The sequence below is a fragment of the Mycobacterium ostraviense genome (assembly GCF_002705925.1).
GTDB classification, from domain to species: Bacteria; Actinomycetota; Actinomycetes; order Mycobacteriales; family Mycobacteriaceae; genus Mycobacterium; species Mycobacterium ostraviense.
This window is the reverse complement of sequence record NZ_NKRE01000001.1, coordinates 1539396-1559568: the sequence shown is the minus strand read 5'-3', so window position 1 is coordinate 1559568 and position 20173 is coordinate 1539396. Positions and strand designations below refer to the sequence as shown.

17 protein-coding genes and 3 pseudogenes are annotated in these 20173 nt (G+C 66.1%); 14 read left to right on the top strand and 6 right to left on the bottom strand.

Features of this window, described 5'->3' with window-relative positions; translation table 11 throughout:
* Nucleotides 1–197 precede the first annotated feature (197 nt).
* Nucleotides 198–743, top strand: a complete 546-nt coding sequence (locus CDN38_RS28890) for an IS110 family transposase (RefSeq protein WP_142361247.1) — start codon at nt 198–200, stop codon at nt 741–743.
* A gap of 196 nt (nt 744–939) precedes the next feature.
* Nucleotides 940–1299 carry a hypothetical protein gene (locus CDN38_RS06990; protein ID WP_075512329.1) on the top strand — a complete coding sequence of 120 codons (360 nt, stop codon included), beginning with the start codon at nt 940–942 and terminating at the stop codon, nt 1297–1299.
* A 42-nt stretch (nt 1300–1341) separates the two neighbouring features.
* On the opposite strand, the gene CDN38_RS06985 is transcribed toward CDN38_RS06990, so the two are convergent.
* From CDN38_RS06985 to CDN38_RS06970, 4 genes are all read right to left on the bottom strand, one after another.
* Nucleotides 1342–2424 carry a PDR/VanB family oxidoreductase gene (locus tag CDN38_RS06985; RefSeq protein WP_075512330.1) on the bottom strand — a complete coding sequence of 361 codons (1083 nt, stop codon included), beginning with the start codon at nt 2422–2424 and terminating at the stop codon, nt 1342–1344.
* A gap of 4 nt (nt 2425–2428) precedes the next feature.
* Nucleotides 2429–4147 (bottom strand): SDR family oxidoreductase, encoded by a 1719-nt coding sequence (locus tag CDN38_RS06980; RefSeq protein WP_075512331.1) that lies wholly within the window; start codon nt 4145–4147, stop codon nt 2429–2431.
* A gap of 13 nt (nt 4148–4160) precedes the next feature.
* Nucleotides 4161–5069, bottom strand: a complete 909-nt coding sequence (locus tag CDN38_RS06975) for a metal-dependent hydrolase (RefSeq protein WP_075512332.1) — start codon at nt 5067–5069, stop codon at nt 4161–4163.
* A gap of 81 nt (nt 5070–5150) precedes the next feature.
* Nucleotides 5151–8390 carry a thioester reductase domain-containing protein gene (locus tag CDN38_RS06970; protein WP_075512333.1) on the bottom strand — a complete coding sequence of 1080 codons (3240 nt, stop codon included), beginning with the start codon at nt 8388–8390 and terminating at the stop codon, nt 5151–5153.
* Between the two features lie 960 nt (nt 8391–9350).
* Here CDN38_RS06970 and CDN38_RS06965 point away from each other — a divergent pair.
* On the top strand, nt 9351–9656 hold the full coding sequence (locus tag CDN38_RS06965) for a hypothetical protein (protein WP_075512334.1): 306 nt from the start codon (nt 9351–9353) through the stop codon (nt 9654–9656).
* Nucleotides 9657–9658: 2 nt separating this feature from the next.
* Here CDN38_RS06965 and CDN38_RS06960 read toward each other — a convergent pair whose 3' ends face one another.
* Entirely contained in the window at nt 9659–10675 is a 1017-nt protein-coding gene (locus CDN38_RS06960; protein ID WP_075512335.1) for a diacylglycerol kinase family protein, read from the bottom strand.
* Between the two features lie 456 nt (nt 10676–11131).
* Here CDN38_RS06960 and CDN38_RS06955 point away from each other — a divergent pair, with 456 nt between their 5' ends.
* From CDN38_RS06955 to CDN38_RS06910, 11 genes and pseudogenes are all read left to right on the top strand, one after another.
* On the top strand, nt 11132–12013 hold the full coding sequence (locus CDN38_RS06955; RefSeq protein WP_075512336.1) for an oxidoreductase: 882 nt from the start codon (nt 11132–11134) through the stop codon (nt 12011–12013).
* Nucleotides 12014–12162: 149 nt separating this feature from the next.
* Complete coding sequence (locus CDN38_RS06950) at nt 12163–13089, top strand: DMT family transporter (RefSeq protein ID WP_075512337.1); 927 nt, start codon at nt 12163–12165, stop codon at nt 13087–13089.
* Between the two features lie 204 nt (nt 13090–13293).
* Entirely contained in the window at nt 13294–13524 is a 231-nt protein-coding gene (locus tag CDN38_RS06945) for an MbtH family protein (protein WP_075512338.1), read from the top strand.
* A gap of 14 nt (nt 13525–13538) precedes the next feature.
* Nucleotides 13539–14570 (top strand): annotated as a pseudogene (locus tag CDN38_RS30475) (condensation domain-containing protein); the annotation flags it as partial.
* Nucleotides 14571–14583: 13 nt separating this feature from the next.
* Nucleotides 14584–14874 carry an MMPL family transporter gene (locus CDN38_RS32885; RefSeq protein ID WP_075512341.1) on the top strand — a complete coding sequence of 97 codons (291 nt, stop codon included), beginning with the start codon at nt 14584–14586 and terminating at the stop codon, nt 14872–14874.
* 561 nt (nt 14875–15435) lie between these two features.
* A pseudogene (locus CDN38_RS06935) lies at nt 15436–15700 on the top strand (MmgE/PrpD family protein); the annotation flags it as partial.
* A 129-nt stretch (nt 15701–15829) separates the two neighbouring features.
* Nucleotides 15830–16237, top strand: a pseudogene (locus tag CDN38_RS06930) (citrate/2-methylcitrate synthase); the annotation flags it as partial.
* A 272-nt stretch (nt 16238–16509) separates the two neighbouring features.
* On the top strand, nt 16510–17037 hold the full coding sequence (locus tag CDN38_RS06925; protein WP_075512344.1) for a DUF5994 family protein: 528 nt from the start codon (nt 16510–16512) through the stop codon (nt 17035–17037).
* A gap of 199 nt (nt 17038–17236) precedes the next feature.
* Complete coding sequence (locus tag CDN38_RS06920; protein WP_075512360.1) at nt 17237–17470, top strand: hypothetical protein; 234 nt, start codon at nt 17237–17239, stop codon at nt 17468–17470.
* A 95-nt stretch (nt 17471–17565) separates the two neighbouring features.
* Nucleotides 17566–18294 (top strand): DUF2652 domain-containing protein, encoded by a 729-nt coding sequence (locus CDN38_RS06915; protein ID WP_075512345.1) that lies wholly within the window; start codon nt 17566–17568, stop codon nt 18292–18294.
* A gap of 50 nt (nt 18295–18344) precedes the next feature.
* Entirely contained in the window at nt 18345–18722 is a 378-nt protein-coding gene (locus CDN38_RS06910; RefSeq protein ID WP_075512346.1) for a nuclear transport factor 2 family protein, read from the top strand.
* Between the two features lie 18 nt (nt 18723–18740).
* Here the strand turns inward: CDN38_RS06910 and CDN38_RS06905 are convergent, their stop codons facing one another.
* Nucleotides 18741–20096 carry a flavin monoamine oxidase family protein gene (locus CDN38_RS06905; RefSeq protein WP_075512347.1) on the bottom strand — a complete coding sequence of 452 codons (1356 nt, stop codon included), beginning with the start codon at nt 20094–20096 and terminating at the stop codon, nt 18741–18743.
* Nucleotides 20097–20173 lie beyond the last annotated feature (77 nt).

Below are 20173 nucleotides of genomic sequence, written 5' to 3'. Positions count from 1 at the left end.
ACTTCAAAGGCGAGTCAATACGATCCGCGGATTCTTCGCCGACCCTCACCTCGCTTACATCACCGCCTAAGTCGCCTTACTAACGCTCGGCTTAGTAAATTTAATCAGGAGCCTGGCCGGTCCTCATCAATGTCTTGTCTGCCCGCCCTGGCCGGTGTGTACCTACCTAACGCTCGGTCAGAAGGGGCACCACCATCTTGGCAGAATCCACGCTCATCGTCGCCGGCGCCGACACCCGCGCCGACACCATCCATGTCGCCGCAGTCACCATGACCGGTGCGGCGATAGGCGACCGGGAGTTCTCGACGACCCGTGCCGGGTACGCCCCGGCCATGAGATTTCTGGCTTCGTTGGGACAGGTGCAGCGGATCGGGGTGGAGGGCACCGCCACTTGCGGTGCCGGGCTACCGCGAATCCCCAATCGTGAACCCAGACAGGTCAAACCCGCGAGTGACCCTGCTGACGGTGTCAGCAGCTTTGAGCGATTGCGCGTCGACGATCCGGGCGCTGGCCATGGTCACGCCCAGCGTCGCGCACCGCCAGGTCTTGAAGTACCCACGGTGGAAAACCATGCGGCAGTTGCCGTCACGAGCAACCGGTCCGGCTGGCCGACCCTTCCCGAACACGTTCTACGCCAGCCGAGTTCATCCGCGTCTGGCGGCATGGCGGCTGGTTGGCGGGCCGAGGCGAATGGCAAAATATTCGTCACTCAGTCAACCTCGGGACTACAACCGCTGGAGTAACTATCGTTGGTACGAATTATTCAGTGCACCAATAATATCCGCTTCTAGCGGGTCAGCTGTGTGGGCTCGACGATGAGATCGGCCAAGTGCGGGAAGCGAAGAAAGGCATCCACCTCAGACCTAGGATGAACATGTCTCGGAAAGACACCGGAGTGCGCTGTCCCGCTTCGGCTGCCCGTGAGAAAGTATGAGAACCATGACCGTAGTTCGTGCCGAACTGGCTCCAAGGTTCTACTTCGGTGACGACGCGGTGTTGTTGGCCATGGACACCGCCGGGGTGAATACCGTCCTCGCGGCGCTGGTTCAGGCTGAGCGCCAGGGGTCGTCGCGAATGGCGCACGACGGGAAGATCCACGACTTGCTGATCGATCCCGGCGCGGCTGATATTGAGTTGCACGACGACAAGGTCGCGTGGCGGCTCGACGATGCCAAGGCGATAGAAATCATCGAGTTGTCGACGGCGATGACTCATAGCACCACCGGTCCGGGTCATCACTATGTCGACATTTCCGCACCCACGGAGACGCTTGTCCTCTCACGGAACGAGTACGTGTAGCTCGAAATGTCGACGAACCAATCGCGACGTTCTCAGTCGCACTCAGGCGTCGATCACCACCCGATCGCTTCGAGCCCGCGAGACGCAGACCAGCATTTCGTCCTCACCCTCCGCAGCGCGCCCCCGACGATCAACCTCGCCGGCCAGCACCTTGACTTTGCAGGTCCCGCAGAACCCTTGCCGGCACGAATACGCGGTCGCCGGCTCGTGGTCGAGCATGACGCCCAGCGCCGACCGGTCGGCCGGCACCGTGAGCACCTGCTGCGATCGCGCCAATTCCAGCTCGAAGGGAACACCGTCGACCACCGGCGGCGGACCGAACCGCTCATAGTGCAGCGGCGCGGCGTCGTGTTGGTCGCGCGCGGCCCGCACCGACTCCAGCATCCCGGTCGGCCCGCACACATACACCGCCGTCGTCGGACCGGCGTCGGCAAGCAGATCTTCGGCGGTGGGGAAGCGGCCTCGCTCGTCGTCGGCCCAGACGGTGACCCGATCCGGCGCCACCGCCAGCACCTCGTCCAACAACGGCATGTAGTCTCGGCTCCGGCCGGCATAGGTTGCGCGCCAGTCGATTCCGTGCTGATGGGCCAGCCGGATCATCGGCAGGATCGGCGTCACCCCAATACCGCCGATCACGAACAGCACGTGGTGCTCGTCGGTGACGAGATAGAACGCGTTGCGGGGGCCTTCGAACGTCAGCGGGTCGCCCTCGCGGAAGGCGTCATGCATCTCTATCGAACCGCCGCCGCCGTCGGCGATCCGTCGCACGGCGATGCGGTAGTCGATGCGCCGACCTGGCGGACCGCACAGCGAGTACTGCCGGCGCCGCCCCGAGGGCAGCCGAACGTCGATGTGCGCTCCGGGGGTCCAGGATGGCAGCAGCCCGCCGTCACGGTCGGCCAACGTCAACGCAATCACGTCGGGGGCAACCACTTCGCGTTTGGCCACCACGGCGGCAATGTTCCGCTGCACCGGCACTATCCGCGATGGCGTCCACCGCGACGCCGACGCGAAACCGCCGAACAGAGCGCCCACCCCGCACAATGCGGTCAACATGCGGTCGCGGCTGCGACGACCATAAAGGTCGGCAGGTCTGCTGCTCCAAATAGTCTGCGCCACAACCATTTCTCTATACCTGTCGAATGTCGAAACGGGCGAACAGCCGAACCAGCGACGGACTGACGCGGCGCAGCGCATAGCCGAGCCGCGACTCCGCCGCGACGGGCAACACCGCCGGGCCGGTCCGGACGGCTCGGACAATCGCCTTGGCGGTGGCCTCCGGGGTGTAGTTACGCCGCCGGTACGCGGCGTCGGCCTTCTCGCGGGCACGCTCCTGTTGGTCGGCCGTCATGACGAAGCCCGGGCACACCGCCGTGACGGTGACGCCCTCGTCGGCGAAGTCGGCGCGCATCGATTCGCTCAACGCCAGCACCGCCGCTTTCGAGGTGCCGTAGGCGACCATCGATTTTGACGGCACATACGCCGCCGCCGAGGCCACGTTGATGATCGTGCCGCCCTGGCCGCGCTCCACCATCTGGGCGCCGAACGCTCTGCTGCCGTTGATGACGCCGCGAACGTTGACGGCGATGATGGTGTCCCAGTGCTCCGACGTGGTCTCCAGGAACCGACCCGCCATCCCGATGCCGGCGTTGTTCACCAGGATGTCGACCACGCCGTGCTTGTTGCGGACTTGTGCGGCAAGGTCATTCATCGCGGCTTCGTCGCTCACGTCGACCTGATACACCGCTGCCTCGGCGCCGGCTGCCCGCACGGCCTCCGCGGTGTCGTTGGCACCGGCAAGGTCTCGGTCGACGATCACGACGGCACGCGCACCCTGACGGGCCAACTCCACCGCGGTGGCCCGGCCGATCCCGGCGCCTGCCCCGGTGACCAGCGCGAGTGTGCCTCGCACAGCGCGCGGTCGGGTGGACTCACCCGCCGGAGCCGCCCCTTCGGTGACCATATCGACCCACTCGCTGGTGAGCCGCGCGATGACGTCGGGACGCGAGGTCACCACCCAGTGCCCGCCCTCAATCGATACGACCCTGCCCGCGGCCGGAATCGAGCCGGTGAACCGCTGCAGGGCCGGCGTCACGAAATAGTCCTGACGCGCCACCAGCACCTGCAGCGGGACGCCGGCCTGCGGCAGTTGCGCCGGCTGCGAAAGAAGCGGTGACGGCATGTTGGCGCGGTAGAGGTTGAGCCCGTTGAGGTAGTCGTCGAGCGAGCGGGGCGACGCGCCACGCCGGCTGCGGGTGCTTGATCTCCCGATACGCTCAACAGCCTCAAACACTTTCACTTGCAACCGCGACCGGATGGCGATCTCCGGCGCAACCGGACACAGGAAGAACCAGATGTAGGAGGAGGCCAGGATCTGTCGGGCGACGGCGGCCACGGTGCGTGGTGTGCGCGGGGAGCGCAGAAACCGGCCCGCATAGTTCAGGTGCGGCCCGGAGATCGAGGTGAACGAGGCGATCTTGCCCAGCACGGTGTCGTCGGTGACCGCCGTCCAGCCCTGGATCGAGCCCCAGTCGTGCCCCATCAGGTGGACCTGGTCGACGCCGAGGCCGTCGATCACCGCGCCGACGTCGGAAACCAATTGGGGGAGTTGATATCCCGACCGGCCGGCCGGTCGCCCGGATTCGCCGGTCCCGCGCACGTCGTGGGCCGCGACGTTGTATTTGGCGGGGTAGCGCTGGCCAAGTTCCGCCGCGACGCCGTCCCACACGCGGTGGTTATCCGGGTAGCCGTGGATGGCCAGGATGGTTGGGCGCCGTGGATCGATCTCGGTGTAGGCATGCACGGCCAGTGCGACGCCGTCCGATGCGGTCACAGTGGTGCGAATCATGGCTCCTCGATGCTCAGTGCGCCGCTCGGGCAGCGGGTGATCGGGCCAAGTACTCGACTGCGCGCCCTACCCCGCCCAGCTGGGACGGGTGGAAGCGCGGCGTGTAGTAGGCGCCGATGACCCGCAGGAACTGAAAAGGCCCCGGCACCAGACCCCGCCGCGCCGCATCGAAGTAATCCCGCCAGCGCGGCCTGGTCTCCGGCCACAGGTGCGGGTCGACCGAGTACATGAACCGCACGCCGCGCACGAACAACCACAGCATCGCCGGCGTGACCAACAGCTGCGTGCGCACCTGCCGCCAGTACCCGGCCCGCAGATGCTTCATGGTGTCAAAGGCAACCGCCTTGTGTTCGACCTCCTCCGCGCCGTGCCAGCGCAGCAGATCCAGCATCACCGGATCGGTGCCGAGGGCATCGTGCTGCGGGGTGTCGAGAATCCATTCACCCAGGATGGCGGTGTAGTGCTCGATGGCCGCCACGATCGAAACCTGCTCCAGCAACCAGCTCTGCCGTCGTCGCAGGCTCCAGCGGGGCCGGTCGCCGATCAGCTTGCCGAACAGCCAGCGGAGCTGGTCGGTGAACGGTGTCACGTCAATCCCTTTGGCGGCGAAGTGCTCGAGCACGCCGGAATGCGCCTGGGAATGCAGGGCCTCCTGGCTGATGAATCCCTGTACATCAAGCCGCAGTTGGTCGTCCTTGATCAGCGGCAACGCCTTCTTGAACGCCTCGACGATGAACTCTTCGCCCGCCGGTAGCAGCAGGTGCAACACATTGCAGAAGTGGGTGGTGAAGGGCTCGTTGGGCACGTAGTAGAACGGCAGCTTCGCCCAATCGAACTCGACGTCGCGCGCCTGAAGGACGATTCGCTCGTGATCCAGTGACGCGTCATGCGGGCCGGCTGCCTGGTCATCGACAGTGAACATGGTGATCCCCCTGGGCGCATGCGGCTGTACGGCTAGTACCCAAAAGTGCACTGGCACTACCTCGTAACCGACCCACGGTGACTAGGCACTGCATTGCGCCTCGGTCTCGGCCTCGGTGATCAGCTGCTCGCGCCGCAGGAACTCGACCAGCGCATCCACCGTGTCGGCCAGGGCCGGCTCGCGCAACCCGACGTTGGCCAGCGCGCGCGCATGCCGGTATTGCGTGTTGTCGTAGCGCTTGTCGCGCATCGCCTCGATCTTGCCGGCCGAGCGGGTCAGGAAATCGACCAGCGGGTACAGCGGGTCGCGGGGCGTGCACCGGCGGTTCAACCGCTCGGCGAACGACGGGATGTCGTGGTAGGCAAAGCGGTAACCGTAGCGTTCGGACAACAACCGGGTGATGTCGGTGAGGTTGTAGTAGTCATCGGCGGTGATGTTAAAGACCGTGCCGGTCTCGGCCGGCAGGTCCATCAGCGCGACGATGTGATCGGCGACCAGGTCCGCCGGCAGCAGGCTGACCTGGTTGTGCGCGTTGACGGCCAGGCCGTGCTCGATCATGAACGCGGTGAGGCGCACCAAGATGTCGTCCCGGCTGCCGAAGCCCGCGCTGGTGGGCGAGATGAGCGACGGCCGGTAGATCCGCACGTCGAGTCCTTGCCGTTGGGCGGCCAGCGTCAACTGCTCGGCAACCCACTTGGTCTGCGAGTAGCCGAAGTCCAGCCCGGCCATCTCCTCGTTCCCATACGACTCGCCGACCACCGGCATGGTGCTCCAGCCGTAGATGAAGGTGCTGGAGACCAGATGGAAGCTCTTGGGGTGTGTGGTCAGCGCCAGCCGCAACAGCTCCCAGGTGCCGATCACGTTGGCCGGACGCAGTGCGTCGTAGGTTCGGACATAGTTGACCAGCGCGCCATTGTGCACGATGCCGTCCAAGGTGTCGGCCAGTCTCCGGAACCCCGCCGCGCCGATTCCCAGCTGCGGTTCCGCCAGGTCGCCGCAGATCACCCGTACCCGCGCCAGGACTTCGGCCTCCAGCGCCGGGGACCATAGCTGGGCCCGGCGTAGCGAGGCGATGATCCGATCGTGACCGTGTGCCGTATCGGTGGCACGGACCAGCGCGTGGATGGTGTAGGACGTCCGCCGGAGCAGGCTCGCGAGCAGGAACGGTCCCAGGAAGCCGGTCGCGCCGGTCAACAGGATGTCGCTGGGCGCGCCGGATCGTGCCGGCGGCAGCGCCGGCAGCGGCAGCCGCGCGTCGACGCGCATCTGCATGGCCTCGTATGCCTCGTACTCGGCGGCAATCCGGTCGAGCGCGTGGCGCAGGGCGTGGATCGGCTGTCCCGACCCATCGCCGAACTGCCACACCAGCCGGAAGAACTCGGCGACCGTCAGGCGCTGCAGCAGACGGGTGTTGACCTCCTCGGTCAGCTCCGCCGCGCCATGCTCGTCCAGCAGCGCCTGCAGGTCGGCGCGCAGTTCGGCCAGCGCCAGTGAGTCGATGCCGAGATCGGCGAAGGAACAGTCCTCCTGGCCGGTCAGGTCGTAGCTCTCCATGAGATGACGGAAGCGTTCCAGCGGACCCGCGGTGACCCCCGGCTCCTCGTGGATCCGGCGGGTGTGGCTGGCCAGTACGGGCAGTTTGCCGTCGAGCCACAGTCGTCGCGTCTGCGCGCGCCTGATCTTGCCCGAGGTGGTCTTGGGAATGCTGCGCGGCGGTGAGAACACGATGGTGTGCGGGTCGACGTGGCAGTGGCGCCGGATCGACCGCGCCAGCGCCTTCGGGTCCGGGAGGGAGTGCTGGTCACGCACCTCGGCGACCACCACCAGCGCTTCCTGTTCCTCGTGCTCGAACGAGAAGGCGGCGACGCAGCCGTTGCGAACCTGCGCGGCCGACCGCTCCACTACGGCCTCGACGTCGGATGGGTAGCAGTTGACGCCGCGGACAATGATCAGGTCCTTGCTGCGGCCGCAGACGAACAACTCGCCCTCGTAGAGGAAACCGAGATCGCCGGTCCGCAGATAGGTGCGCTCCGCATCGCCGGTGATACGGGCTGCGAAGGTCTCCGCGGTGAACTCGGGGCGGTGCCAGTAGCCGGCGCCCTTGGACGGTCCGTCCAGCCAAACCTCGCCGATTCGGCCCTCGCCCAGGGCCTGCCTCGACCCGGGGTCGACGATGCGGACCACGTTTCCGGCAACCGGCTTGCCGCAGCTCACCACGTGGGCCTGGTTGTTGTTGTCCGGCAGTGCCTTTTCGACCCGGGCAAGATTCTGCCCCAGCGCTCGTTTGTTCAAAGCCAGCGTCTGGCGCCCCCGGATGGACACAATCAGGGTGTTTTCGGCCAAGCCGTAAGCGCCGGCCAGCGCGTCGGGCCGCAGACCGTAGCGAGCGAAGCGCTGTCGGAAACGAGCAAATGTGTTGGCGCGCAACGGCTCTGCACCGACGAGCAGGCTGTCCAGGCTGCTCAGGTCGATCCCGGTCAACTCGTCGGTGGGCAGCTTGTCCTCACGCAGGCAGTACTCCAGCGCGAAGTTCGGCGCCGGGCTGTGGGTGGCGCGCACCTGGCTGATCAGCCGCAGCCAGGCCGACGGCCGTTGCAGGAAATCGGCCGGCGACATCGCATGCGTGGTCCCACCGAGCAACAATATGAACAGGTAAGCGGAGATCAGGCCCATGTCGTGGTGCTGTGGGAGCCAGCTGACGGCCACTTCGCCGCCGGCGAACGCCGAGCCGTTGGCGATGACGTTGGCGTGGCTGACGATCACACCCTTGGGATCGCTGGTGGAGCCGGAGGTGTACTGCAGGAAGAGCACCGGACTGGGCGTGTCCGCCACGGGGGCGCCACCGAACTCCCAGGTGCCGTCTGTTGCGAACCACGGCAGCTCCGGAGGCCGCGCGGCGCCGGGCCACGGCAGCCCGCCTTGTCGGTGCCCGAGCAGCAGGCGGTAGTCGTACTCGAACTGCTTGGTCGACAGCACCGCCTTGGCCTGGCAGTCCCGTGCGATGAAGCTGAGCTTGGCCAGGCCCGCTTCGAATGCCATGGGCAAAGGCGGGCTGACCGGTACGGCGATCACTCCGATACGAGCGCAGGCGAAGAATGCCGCCACCATCTCCAGGCCCGGTGGGTAGACCAGCAGTGCCCGGTCGCCCGGTCGCAGCCCGGCCTCTGCAAACAAGTAGGCGGCCAGCTCGCGGGTCCGTTCGGCGAAGCTGTGGTAGGTGTAGTGCTCGAGTTCGCGGCCTTCGGCATCCACGAACCGGTAGAGCGTCTGGTCCGGTTTGCGCGCTTCCCACATCCGCAGGTAGTCGATCAGCGTATCCATTGTAGGAGCCATGGTAGGAGCCATTCCCCCTTCCGAGCCGTTCTTCGACCGGGTCGACGGAACCACGTCATTCACCAATTGGTAATGCCAAGCGTAACGCTTCGGACCGATGACAAGCAAAGGATTTCAATACCTTTTATGCCGGTTTACACTAATTTTACAACCGTGTTCTGGTTAATCGGCAATGTTGCAAAAAACCGATGCTGGGGTGAGGCTTGATTTTTCGCCGGACGAGCACGTAACACAGCACCAGAAGCGATTTACGTACTTACGCCCATCAGTATCTCAGTACCATGAGCAACAGGATTTAAGCAGGTAAAGCAATTTGGACACGTACATACTGACATACGGAAATTCGTATGGCCGTATTTCATGAACGGGATCAAAGAGTGTGCTGACCAAAACCGCACACAACCGGTGTTACCGATGCCATCTAGGGTTAATTGACAATCGGAAAGCCGGTCGTATAAGTGCTCGATATTCTGTTGTTATCGGCCATTACAGCAACGGCTGTCCATGCTACCTGCGAAAATGCGCCGTTCGATGGCGGACGGGCGTCGCGTGTTGGGCATTCCTGTCGTCGGCCGGTGCCGACGAGCGCGCCGGCAGTTATGGGCTAGCCCACGGCTAGCCCAGGGCTAGCCCTCTTCCGATGGAGCCGGACCGAGTCGACGACACCCGCGTACGTCAGCCGCCCGCCGCCGGGCCGCGCCCGCGGCTGCCCCGGACCCCTGTGCACGCCGCCTCCGGCAGCCGTCTGCAGCAACTCGGTCACCGGCGATCTCCCAGGGCCCCCGGCCCGATCAGCGCGACCAGTTGCGGAACCCCGCGGGCATACGGATCCCCGCCAGGCCCGGCCACAGCCCGCTTCCGCCGCGATAGTGCAGCAACTCCTCATCTACGGATATACTGCAACGGATGTACTGACATACTGACATGGCTTGCCGAGGGGGCACCACGATGAGCAGCGCCGACGCCGAACGTTTCCGGGCATACACCGCAGACGCACCATTCGCTTCGTCGGTCGCGGCGGCGCCGACCGAACCCGTCACCATCGGCCGGACACGCGCCGCGCGCACCCGGCGAACGGTCGACCTCTCGCCGGCCCAGCATCGAGCCCTCGACATCTGGCAGCGAGAAGCCGCGGACCGCCTCGGCGTCGCTCGCGTCACCGGACAAGAGGTCCTGGTCGCCCTCGTCGACCAACTATTGAGCGACCCCAAACTGTCGGCGCAGATCATCCGCACCATCCGTTCCCGGCGCTGACATCACCAACGAGGCAGGCGACGCGCAGGCCCTACCTGGGCGACCCGGATGCGTGGTCCAGCGCTCGCCACAATCCTGACGATGCCGACGAAACGCTCGCCGTCGATGATCGGCGACAACGGCTCGTCCTCGGCCTCGATGACCATTTCTTCGCCGTTGACATCGCGCACCCGATCACCGCGGATGCTGCCGTAGGTGAGCCCTGCGGGAAGTTGCGCGACGATCCTGGAGGGCCTAGTGTCCCCGGCCTGGAAATGCAGCGCTCCGGGTACGGCAGCCTTCGGGAAGAGCCGGAACGGACCGCCGATACGCAGGTCGATCGCGCCGGCGTGCAGCAGCCGGTGGGTTCGCGTCGGGACCTCCTCGCCGTCGATGACCACGCGGGCGCGGGTCGGTGCGAACAGGTGAGCCGCCCAGTTGGGTCTGTTCATGCGGCCTGGGGCGACCTTGGAGGTCAGGTAGTCGCCGAACGTGCGGGCGATCACCCGGGCGACGGCCGCGCGGCCATGATCGGGGTTGGCGTAGTACTTGTCGTAGAACCGGTTGCCGACACCTCCGGCGGCCAGCCCGAAGCAAAGGCGATGGAATGGCGCGCCGTCGGCGGTCTCGCCGTCGAGTTGCAAAGTGTCGAGGCAGACCTCGGGCGGCGGCTGATTCGACTCGGCGGCCGCCGCCAGAGCACCGACGATCGCATGGGCCCGTCCGCGCACCCCCGCCTTGCGCGCGACGGCGTTGACGCTGCCGCCGTTGGTGGGCACGAATGCCGGCCAGCGTTTCGGATCGGCCACGCACTGCCGGGTTTCATTGATCAACCAGTGCAGGGCGCCGTCGCCGCCGTCGCCCACGAGGTGGGTAACGCGGGGATAAAGCTGCTGCACGGTCGTGCGGAGTTCGTCGACGGACGCGGTTTCGTGCACCTCGCCCCACCGGCCGACGGTGTCGCGCAGCTCGGCGGCGCGATCACCCGGCGCCGTGAGGTTCTTGCGCGCTTTCGGGTTGACGATGACGCCCAGGTACATCCGCGGTCACCCGCCCGGCGCACGTCTGGCCGACCCGCGGCCGTTGCGGGGCAGGGCTGGCGAGGCGGATACATCGCGTCCCAATTGGATACTCCTCGGCGAAGGAACCCCACGTGCGATGACGTGGATCATTCCGCACGATACCCAGGTTCACGGGTTTTGAATCCTGCCGTCGTCGCCGCCGAGTAGGAACCTGCCAAACGCTGGGCTTTCGGCGTGGGCGTGACGAACCACCGTTGGGGACGACGTCAAGGTGGCGCGCTTTACCATGTCATCGGGGTCGAACGCGTGACGTTTCACCAACGCGAAGAACCGAGAAACTAGGCACTGACGGGGTGGACAACGGATGCCTGATAGGTGTGGCGGGGTGCCGCCGCGCGCCGCGGCGGTCATGGGAAATGTCGCGAAAAGCTCACCGGCGGCCGGCTGATGCGGCCCCTTACTTCCGTATCTGCCATGTCGGAGTGGACCGCGGCCGAGCTGCCGTCGTTCGCCGGACGCACCGTCATCGTCACCGGCGCCAACAGCGGCCTGGGTGCGGTGACCGCCCGCGAGCTGGCCCGGGTCGGTGCCCATGTCATCCTGGCGGTACGCAACACCGAGAAAGGCGAGGCCGCCGCCCTGCAGATGGCCGACCCCGGCGCCTGTCGCGTCGAGGTGCGTCGGCTCGACCTGCAGGACCTGTCCTCGGTGCGGGACTTCGCCGACGGCATCGGCAAAGTCGATGTCCTGGTCAACAACGCCGGCATCATGGCCGCCCAATACATGCTGACCGCCGACGGATTCGAGGGCCACATGGCCACCAATCACCTCGGTCATTTCGCGCTGGCCAACCTGCTGCTGCCCAAGCTCACCGACCGGGTGGTGACGGTGTCCTCGCTGCTGCACAACATCGGCTACATCAGCCTCAGGGACCTGAACTGGCAGTCGCGGCCGTATTCGGCGTGGCTGGCCTACGGCCAGTCGAAGCTGGCCAACCTGCTGTTCACCAGCGAGCTGCAGCGGCGTCTGGATGCCGTCGGCTCCTCGCTGCGCGCGCTGGCCGCCCATCCGGGGTGGTCGCACACGAACCTGCAGGGCAACTCCGGCCGCAAAGTGGTGGACGCGGCGGTCTTGGCCGTCGACCGGATGGTGTCTACCGACGCCGACTTCGGTGCCCGCCAGACGTTGTATGCGGTGTCGCAGGATCTTGCCGGCAACACGTTCGTCGGCCCGCGATTCGGCCTATATGGCCGCACCCAGCCGACCTGGCGCAACTGGTCGGCCAGGCGCGCCGCCACCGCCGTCGCACTCTGGGAGCTGTCCGAACGGCTGACCGGCGCCAAGTTCCCGCTTTGAGGCGACGGTGTGCGAGTGTGCAAGCCGGCGAGGCGGTTTCGGCGCCGGGACGGCTGAGAACTCGGTGCACGGTCGACTCGATGCCAACGAAACGTGAATAGTGGGTATACGTGCGGCCGCGGGCCGGATGTCGGCGAGGAGGTCGCCCCATGTCGAATACGGATATCGCCGGGTTTCTCGCGTTGTGCGCCGCGCTGGCGGCCGCGATCGGCAGTGTGATCCGCCAGCGGTCCGCCCAGGAGATCACCGACCAACCCGTCGGCTACCTGGCGCTGTTCGGCATGTTGTTGCGCGACACCCGCTGGTGGCTGGGCGGTCTGGGCGACATCGCCAGTTACTGTCTGCTCGCCGCGGCCCTCGACAAGGGCTCAGTGATGTTGGTGACGGCGCTGCAGGTGACGGTGCTGCTGTTCGCGCTGCCCCTCTATGCACGGTTGGCCCATCATCGGATAACCCGGCGGGAGTGGCTGTCGGCGGTGTTGCTGGCTGCGGCGTTGGCGACACTCATCACGGCTGGGGATCCCACCGCCGGCCACTCCCGGGGCTCGGTGCAAGCCTGGATCGCGGTGGCCGCGGTGCTGGGCCCGGCCTTGGGATTGTGTGTGCTGGGCGCCCGGATCTTGGCGGATCGTCCCGCTGCGGCGGTGCTGCTGGCGGTGGTGTCGGGTTCCTCGTTGGCGCTGTTCGCGGTGCTCACCAAGGGCATCGTTGACGTGCTCGAACACGGTACCGACAACCTGGTGCGCACACCCGAGTTGTACGGCTGGGTGCTGGCCGCGCTGGGCGGGATGATCTTCCAGCAATCGGCGTTTCGCGCCGGCGCCCTGACCGCTTCATTGCCGACGCTGACGGTGGCCAAACCGGTGGTGGCCTCGGTGCTGGGGGTCACCGTGCTCGGTGAGACGTTGGAGGCCGACGGCCCGGAGTGGCTGTTGCTGGTGGCCTCGGCGGTGGTGGTGATCATCGCGACGGTCGCCTTGGCGCGCGGTGAGGCCGCCACCATGGCGGCCGGCGCGGGACGTGACGTGACCATCGCCGACCGGCCCGTGGCGCTGTCGCAGCCGCTGGGCGGTTGACCCGTTACCGCCGGCTATATCCCGGCGGCGACCGTCGACGCCCGCACAGGTAACGGGAGTCAATTAAATTTAACCGCCGAATTGAATGGTATCGGTGCTAAATTGACGTCGCCGATCGGTGATCTCGACACACCGCTCTACCACAAGAACGGTTCCGCGCCGGTTTGGCTTTGACCTGTCTCTACTGGGCCGTGAGGAGAACGAGTGAGTGTCAATCCGTTCGACGACGACAACGGTAGCTTCTTCGTCCTGGTCAACGACGAGGAGCAACACAGCCTGTGGCCGGTGTTCGCCGATATTCCGGCCGGTTGGCGGGTCGTTCACGGTGAGGCCACCCGGGCCGAGTGCCTGGACTATGTCGAACAGAACTGGACCGATATCAGGCCGAAGAGTCTGCGCGAGAGGCTAGCGCAGAGGCCGACTTCCGATTCCTAAGCCATCCCGGTGGAGTCCGGATGAAGCGGGATCGGCGGCTGCGGTATGTGGGGTATGCCGATGGGCAGGCCAAGATCCGCCCGGACGGCATCGAGTTCGGTGAGGTCCAGGCGGCGCTAGCCGAGCTGGCCGGGGTGAATCAGGCGGTGGTGATCACCCGCGAGGACCGTCCCGGCGACCGGCGTCTGGTGGGTTATGTCACCGAGTCGGTCACCGGAGTGGTCGATCCCGCCGCAGCGCGGGCGGCATTGGCAGAGCGGTTGCCGTCCTACCTGGTGCCGGCTGCCGTGGTGGTGGTGGAGCCGTTGCCCGTGACACTCGATGGCGAACTCGACGCCGCCCGCCCTGCCGGCTCCGGAACGCCAGGACGGCGATCGCTACCTCGCGATCGAGCAGGTGCTGACCGGCATCTACGCCTGCGTGCTCGGTGTGGAGCACGTCGGGGTGGATGAGTCGTTTTTCGACCTCGGCGGCGATTCGCTGTCGGCGATGCGGGCCATCGCCGCGGTCAATGCGGCTCTGGGCACCGATCTCAAGGTGGGCACTCTTTTCAACGAGCCGACGGTGGCCCAGTTGGCATCTCGCGTTGGCGACTCGGGACGGCTGCGGCCGCTGCGGGCAGTTGAGCGACCTGCGGCGGTGCCGCTGTCGTTTGCGCAACGCCGGTTGTGGTTCATCCACCAGTTGCAGGGACCCTCGCCGGTCTACAACAGGGCAGTGGCATTGCGGCTGCGCGGGCCGCTTGATACCGACGCGCTGAATGCGGCGGTGGCCGATGTGGTGGCCCGCCACGAAAGCCTACGCACGGTGTTTTCGGCGGTCGACGGGATACCGCAGCAGCTGGTCCTTTCCGCCGAAAGGGCCGACTTCGGTTGGCAGGTCATCGATGCCGCCGAATGGCCGGCCTCCCGGCTGGATGAAGCCATCCCGGATTCGGCGCGTCACCCGTTCGACTTGTCTAACTAATCCCGTTGCGGGCAAGGCTTTTCAGGATCGCCGATCGAGAGCACGTGCTGGTGATCACGGTGCACCACATCGCTGGGGACGCTGATTCGCGCGATGACCACGGCGGGCCGAACGGTGGTGTTCTCGGCGATGACGGTCGCGCTGTCGATGGCGACCCTGGTGCTGTTCCCGCAGTATTTCCTGAAATCGTTCGGCTACGCGGGGGTCGCCGTGGTCGCGTTTGCGGCGGCGGCGATCGTCGTGACGCCGGCGGCGATCGTGCTGCTGGATGGCCGCCTCGACTCGTTGGACGTGCGCCCGGTGCTGCGCCGGATCCTCTGGGGGTGCCACGCCGACCGACATCGTTTCAGCAATGGTCGTGGTATCGATGGACGAAATCCGTGATGCGGCACGCGGTGCCGGTCGGTCTCGCCGTCACCGCACTGCTGCTGCTGCTGCTGCTCGGCTCACCATTTCACCGGGCGCGGTGGGGCTTTGCCGACGACCGGATACTGCCCGCCTCGGCTTCGGCCCGGCAGGTCGGCGACCAGCTACGCAATGACTTTGCGGGGCAACGCGATTCCCGACATCAGCGTGCTGCTCCCGGAGGCGACCGGTCTGAGTCCGGCCGGCCTGGATGCTTACGCCGCCGCGCTGTCGCGGGTGCCAGACGTGTCCTCGGTGACATCGCCGGGCGGCACGTTCGTCCATGGCAGGCTGGCCGGTCCGCCCGCAGCGCCCAGCGGAATCAAGGACCGCAGTGCCTTCGTGACGGTCGGCAGTACCGCGCCGCTGTACCCGGCCGCCTCGGCGGTTCAGCTTGACCGGCTGCACGCGGTTCCGACACCGGCAGGCAGGCCGGTGCAGCTGGCCGGTGTGGCACAAAGCAATCGCGACAGCGTGCATGCCATAGCGACCCGGCTGCCGGTGGTGCTCACGTTCATCGTGTTGATCACCGTGGTGCTGGTGTTCCTGCTCAACAGCGGTGAGGTGATCGTCGACGAGCTGGCCGTTGTCCGATGCTCACCCGTTGGGCGCCAAGCCGTTTGCCCGCCCGCAGTACGTGGCCAAGTTCACCGCGCTGGCCGGCGGCGTGATCGACGGCGCCGAGCAGCGGCGGTTCCTGTCGGCGGTGCAAGGTCTGCCGGAGCTGCAGCCGGGCCGTCTCGGCGCGCTCAACCCGATAGCGAATCTGGACCAGGCACCGGCGATTCCGCCGGGGATTTTCTGACCAACCGGTAGCTTGGCCACCCTGTCCGTGGCCGCTGAGCGGCCCGCCGAATGCCGTTGTCTGCATTAGTGCTTCGCGTCGCAGCAATCCCGCCGCTACCACAACGGACGACTGGAAAGGAGTCACCCGATGAGTGCCATCGAAGACAAGCCCCGCATCTTCAAGGGTCTGGCCGGGGTGGTGGTGGACACCACCTCCATCTCCGAGGTGGTTCCGGAGACCAATTCGCTGACCTACCGCGGTTACCCGGTCCAGGACCTCGCCGCGCACTGCAGCTTTGAGCAGGTCGCTTACCTGCTGTGGCATGGTGAATTGCCCACCGGTCAGCAGCTGACGGAATTCACCCAACAGGAACGCGCTGCCCGCGGGCTCGACCGATCCCTGCTGTCGCAGTTGACGAAACTGCCCGGTACCTGCCACCCGATGGACAGCGCATACGTCGGACCACCGCAACGCCCGGTCACGACGACCGTTGCGTCGCAGGCCGGTGCGGCGGGCCCGAAAGCCACAACGACCGGGTCGTCACCTGATCACTCAACCCGGTGCGGTTACCGCCGCGGTGGGTGTAGTGTCCATAGTGAGGTTTTCTTTCGTAGCCAGCTCTGATCTCGGGTTCGCGACCACATCGCAACCAACGGTCTGTGACTGGCTTCGTTTGTCGATCCCCACACGTGTGTGCCGGGTCTGGCCGAAGTGAAGGGGTCGTCGATGGATCATCGCGAGTTGCGCACGGGTCGAGCGGTTGCAGTGACGATGTCGCTGGGCCACGGCCATATAACGCGGGTTTCCGTCGGGGCAATGTCAACGCCATGAACGGAGCAGTGGGCGGGCGGCGCCTGGCCAGCCCGGTGCGGGTTGCCTTGGCGATTGAGCTGGGTGCGCCGCTTGACGGGGCGTGGTGGCCGCACACGGCCTCGATAGCACGCGAGCTTCCCGAGCTGGTTGATGCGCTGCGCACGCGGTTGGGCAAGATCACCGCCATCACCGTCAACTGGTCCTCGCTGGAAAGCTCGCCTGATCTCGACGCGCTGAACCGTCCCGGGGCAGGTGACAGGGGTGAGCGCGGCCGGGTTGTCGCACGCCAGCGACTGATGACGATCACCGGCAGCCGGGCCTCGGCGAATCTGCTGGTGGTACCGTGCCGCACGTCAGCGGCTCTGGCCAAGATGGTGTTGCGCAGATGTGCGGGCCTGCCCGCCATGGGTGAGGAGCGGGACACCCAGGAATTCCAGACCTGCGGCGACATCCTGCGTGCTGCTCGTGCCGAAAGCGCACAATGCGGACGTGTGCAGGACGATGCGGCCGCGCACGCCGCTCCGGCCGATATGCATTCGTGACGGCTTGATGGGTACCTCGCCAACCGCGCAACGCCGCTCAGCGGCAATACTTTTCGACGTGCGGTCCGACCGTGACCAACCGGCGGTTTCGTTGACCCTCGGACTCTTGGGCAACCCACCACCGCGCCCCGCATCATGCTCGGTGCGGGACTGCGCTATAGCTGCGTCGCGCCGACGCTCGTAAGAAAGGATGTATCACATGGCCATACAGAACTGGCGGGACGCACCGCAAATTCATCCGTCGGAGATCCGGATCGGTGACGTCATCGGCACCGTGCGCCCGACTCACGTTCCCTTCAAGGTCAAGCTGATCAGTGAGCCGAATAGAAGCCCGAAGCAATGGACGTTTTTCGGCCGCGACGACGCCGGCCTGGACTACGTGAGCACCTTCGGCGACGGTGAATTGGTCCGCAGGTACACCAAGGCCTCCTGACCGCGGCCCGGGGGCACGGTCCAGTGCGGCGCCAACGGTCCTCGCGCGGGCCAGAATCGACTGGATCGGATCAAACCTACTAAAATGCCGGTTTCATGGCCGTTAGGCGTGCCGTGCTACTCATTGCCGACATCGGCGGATACACGCACTACATGAGTTGGAACCGCCTGCACCTGGTGCACGCGCAGCAGACGGTGGCCGAGCTGCTCGAAGCGGTCATCGACGCCGGAAAAGGTCTCAAGCTGGCCAAGCTGGAGGGCGATGCCGCATTCTTCTGGGCGCCCGGTGGCAACGCCAAAGTCATTGTGTGCGAACGGATAGCGACGATGCGGCAAGCCTTCCTGGCGCGGCGGGAAAGGCTGAAGAAGGATATCGCCTGCGACTGTCAGAGCTGCTCGCAACTCGACAACTTGTGGCTCAAGTTCGTCACTCACGAGGGCGACGTCGCCGAGCAGAAGGTCAAGCGCCGGGTCGAACTCGCCGGCGTCGACGTCATCCTGGTGCACCGGATGCTGAAGAACCTGGTGCCGGTGTCGGAGTACGTGCTGATGACCGACGTGGTGGCAGGATGCCTCGATGAGTCGATGCGCATGCTCGCGATTGCGTTGACCCACGATTTCGAGGGCATCGGCCAAACCTCGACCTACTATATCGATCTGGCCACGTCCGAGGTGCGGCCCGTGGTGGCGGAACGCGGCTTCTTCGGCCGGCTCTCGGCGAAGCTGGGGTTCGGGGCGAAGGCACTGCCCTTCATGCTGGGGGCAAAAGAGCCCTGCGCGCAATTCCACAACCTTGATCGCGGCGCGCAAGAGCTGCCCGCGTGAGTCGGGCGGGCCGCAGTCGTAGCACTTCCGAACTCGGCTACCATCGGCCGGTGTCGGTGGCGCTGCTTCGCGAGATGTTCGACCGTGTGGTCGTGGCCAAGAACGCTGATCTCTTCGAGCGCTACTACGACCCCGACTTCTTGATGTACTCCGACGGACTGAGTCAGAGTTTCGCCGAATTCCGCGACAGTCACCGCAATGTCTATGCCACCGACATCAGCTACACGGTCGAGTACGACGAGCAGGCGTGGGTCGCGGCCCCCGACAAGGTGGCGGGACGGTTATGGATTACCACGTCTCGCCCCGGCGAGCAGCCGACCCGGATAGAGGTTGTGCTCATCGCCGCGTACCGCAACGGTCGAATCCATCGGATCTGGGAGACGACATGGCCGAGCTGGCGCAACGTGGCCGCGCTGGAAGACTATTGACCGGCCACGCCGGCAACGTCATTGCAGGCGGTGCATCAATTCGGCCGCGGCGTGTCGGCCACTGAGCAGGGCGCCGTGCACGGTGGCGGGATTGTCCTCGCCGACGGCTTCGCCGGCGAGGTAGAGCCGGTCGTCGATCGGTTCCTGCAGCCGGCGGCGATCGTCGAGACCGGAACCCGGCGCATGGAACGAGTACGAGCCGAGGGCATAGGGATCGAGGGTCCAGTTCGACGATTTGACGTCGACGAGCGCGATGTCGTTGCCGAACAACTGCCGGGCGATGGGCAGCGCGCCGGCCATCAACTCACCGGGTGCCGCCGACTCCACGTACCGGCCGCGGTGACCGGCGTTGAAAGCCAACACGATCGGCCCGGCGGCGGCCGGCAACGTCAGCCACTGCGCCCACATCCCGCCGTCGGCGCCCAGAAATTGGTAGAACGCGTTTTCCAGGTCCCAGGTCCGCTGCGCGAAGCGGAAGTAACTCTTGGACAGTACGCCAAATCCCAACGCCCGCAAGGAGTGTGCGTGTCCGTCTGGAAGCGGCGGATCGAAGGTTATCGCCCCGGCTTGCAGCACGCCGAGCGGAACGGTGAGGATGGCGGCGGGTCCTTCGAAGGACCGGTCACCGGCTCGCACGATCACCGAATTACCTTGTCGCACCACCGATGTGACCGCGGTATTGAGGACGACGGGCAGCCCGTCGGCGAGCGAGCGTGGCACGGCATCGTATCCGCTGGTGATGACCACCTGTGGCCCGCCGGTATAGGTGCCCCGGTCGAACGTCGTGGCGGAGAGCTGGTCTGCATCCGCGGCGCACTCGTCTTCGATTTCGGTGTTGACGTAGTAGGCCAATTGGGCGCGCTCGCCATCGGACAACTCGTCGCGCTCCGCCTGGGCGTTGACGGCGGCACCCAGACTCCCGCCGTCGACCTCGTCACGTGCCTGGGCCACGAGCGCGCGCCAGGTCGCCTCGTGGTAGTCGATCGGCTGTAGGCGAGGATCGATCACCAGTTTCGCCGCCTGGTTGTAGTCGGTCGGCGCGAGTTGCGCCTGTACGTTGCGCGCCAACTCCACCAGCGGATTGTTCGTCGTGCCGTGAATCCACGACGCGCCCATTTCCAGCGGCGCACCCCAGTCGCGGGTGGTATTCACCCGGCCGCCAATCCGATTGCGGGCTTCGATCACCCGTACCGGCCAACCCGCGTCGGCAAGACTGCGCGCGGCCGCCAAACCCGCCATGCCGGCGCCGATGACCAGGACCGCCTTGTTGTCCGGAGGCGCTGTCTTGGCGCACCCGACCGTCGCGCCGGTACCGACGGCGCAGGTCAAACCCGCCGTTGCCGCCAGAAACCTCCGGCGGGACATCTGGGACACGCCGTCAGGGTCTCACACCCGCCCAATTCCCGAAATGTCGGCTGCTCAGCGTCGTTACCAGATCGTATTCGCGCAAA

Excerpts from the sequence above, each read along its gene's own strand:
- CDN38_RS06920 (WP_075512360.1), top strand. The coding sequence starts at position 17,237 with ATGGCCATACAGAACTGGCGGGACGCACCGCAAATTCATCCGTCGGAG.
- CDN38_RS06990 (WP_075512329.1), top strand. The coding sequence starts at position 940 with ATGACCGTAGTTCGTGCCGAACTGGCTCCAAGGTTCTACTTCGGTGAC.
- CDN38_RS06985 (WP_075512330.1), bottom strand. The coding sequence starts at position 2,424 with ATGGTTGTGGCGCAGACTATTTGGAGCAGCAGACCTGCCGACCTTTAT.
- CDN38_RS06975 (WP_075512332.1), bottom strand. The coding sequence starts at position 5,069 with ATGTTCACTGTCGATGACCAGGCAGCCGGCCCGCATGACGCGTCACTG.
- CDN38_RS06955 (WP_075512336.1), top strand. The coding sequence starts at position 11,132 with ATGTCGGAGTGGACCGCGGCCGAGCTGCCGTCGTTCGCCGGACGCACC.
- CDN38_RS06925 (WP_075512344.1), top strand. The coding sequence starts at position 16,510 with ATGAACGGAGCAGTGGGCGGGCGGCGCCTGGCCAGCCCGGTGCGGGTT.
- CDN38_RS06950 (WP_075512337.1), top strand. The coding sequence starts at position 12,163 with ATGTCGAATACGGATATCGCCGGGTTTCTCGCGTTGTGCGCCGCGCTG.
- CDN38_RS06960 (WP_075512335.1), bottom strand. The coding sequence starts at position 10,675 with ATGTACCTGGGCGTCATCGTCAACCCGAAAGCGCGCAAGAACCTCACG.
- CDN38_RS06970 (WP_075512333.1), bottom strand. The coding sequence starts at position 8,390 with ATGGATACGCTGATCGACTACCTGCGGATGTGGGAAGCGCGCAAACCG.
- CDN38_RS06980 (WP_075512331.1), bottom strand. The coding sequence starts at position 4,147 with ATGATTCGCACCACTGTGACCGCATCGGACGGCGTCGCACTGGCCGTG.
- CDN38_RS06965 (WP_075512334.1), top strand. The coding sequence starts at position 9,351 with ATGAGCAGCGCCGACGCCGAACGTTTCCGGGCATACACCGCAGACGCA.
- CDN38_RS06915 (WP_075512345.1), top strand. The coding sequence starts at position 17,566 with ATGGCCGTTAGGCGTGCCGTGCTACTCATTGCCGACATCGGCGGATAC.
- CDN38_RS32885 (WP_075512341.1), top strand. The coding sequence starts at position 14,584 with ATGACCACGGCGGGCCGAACGGTGGTGTTCTCGGCGATGACGGTCGCG.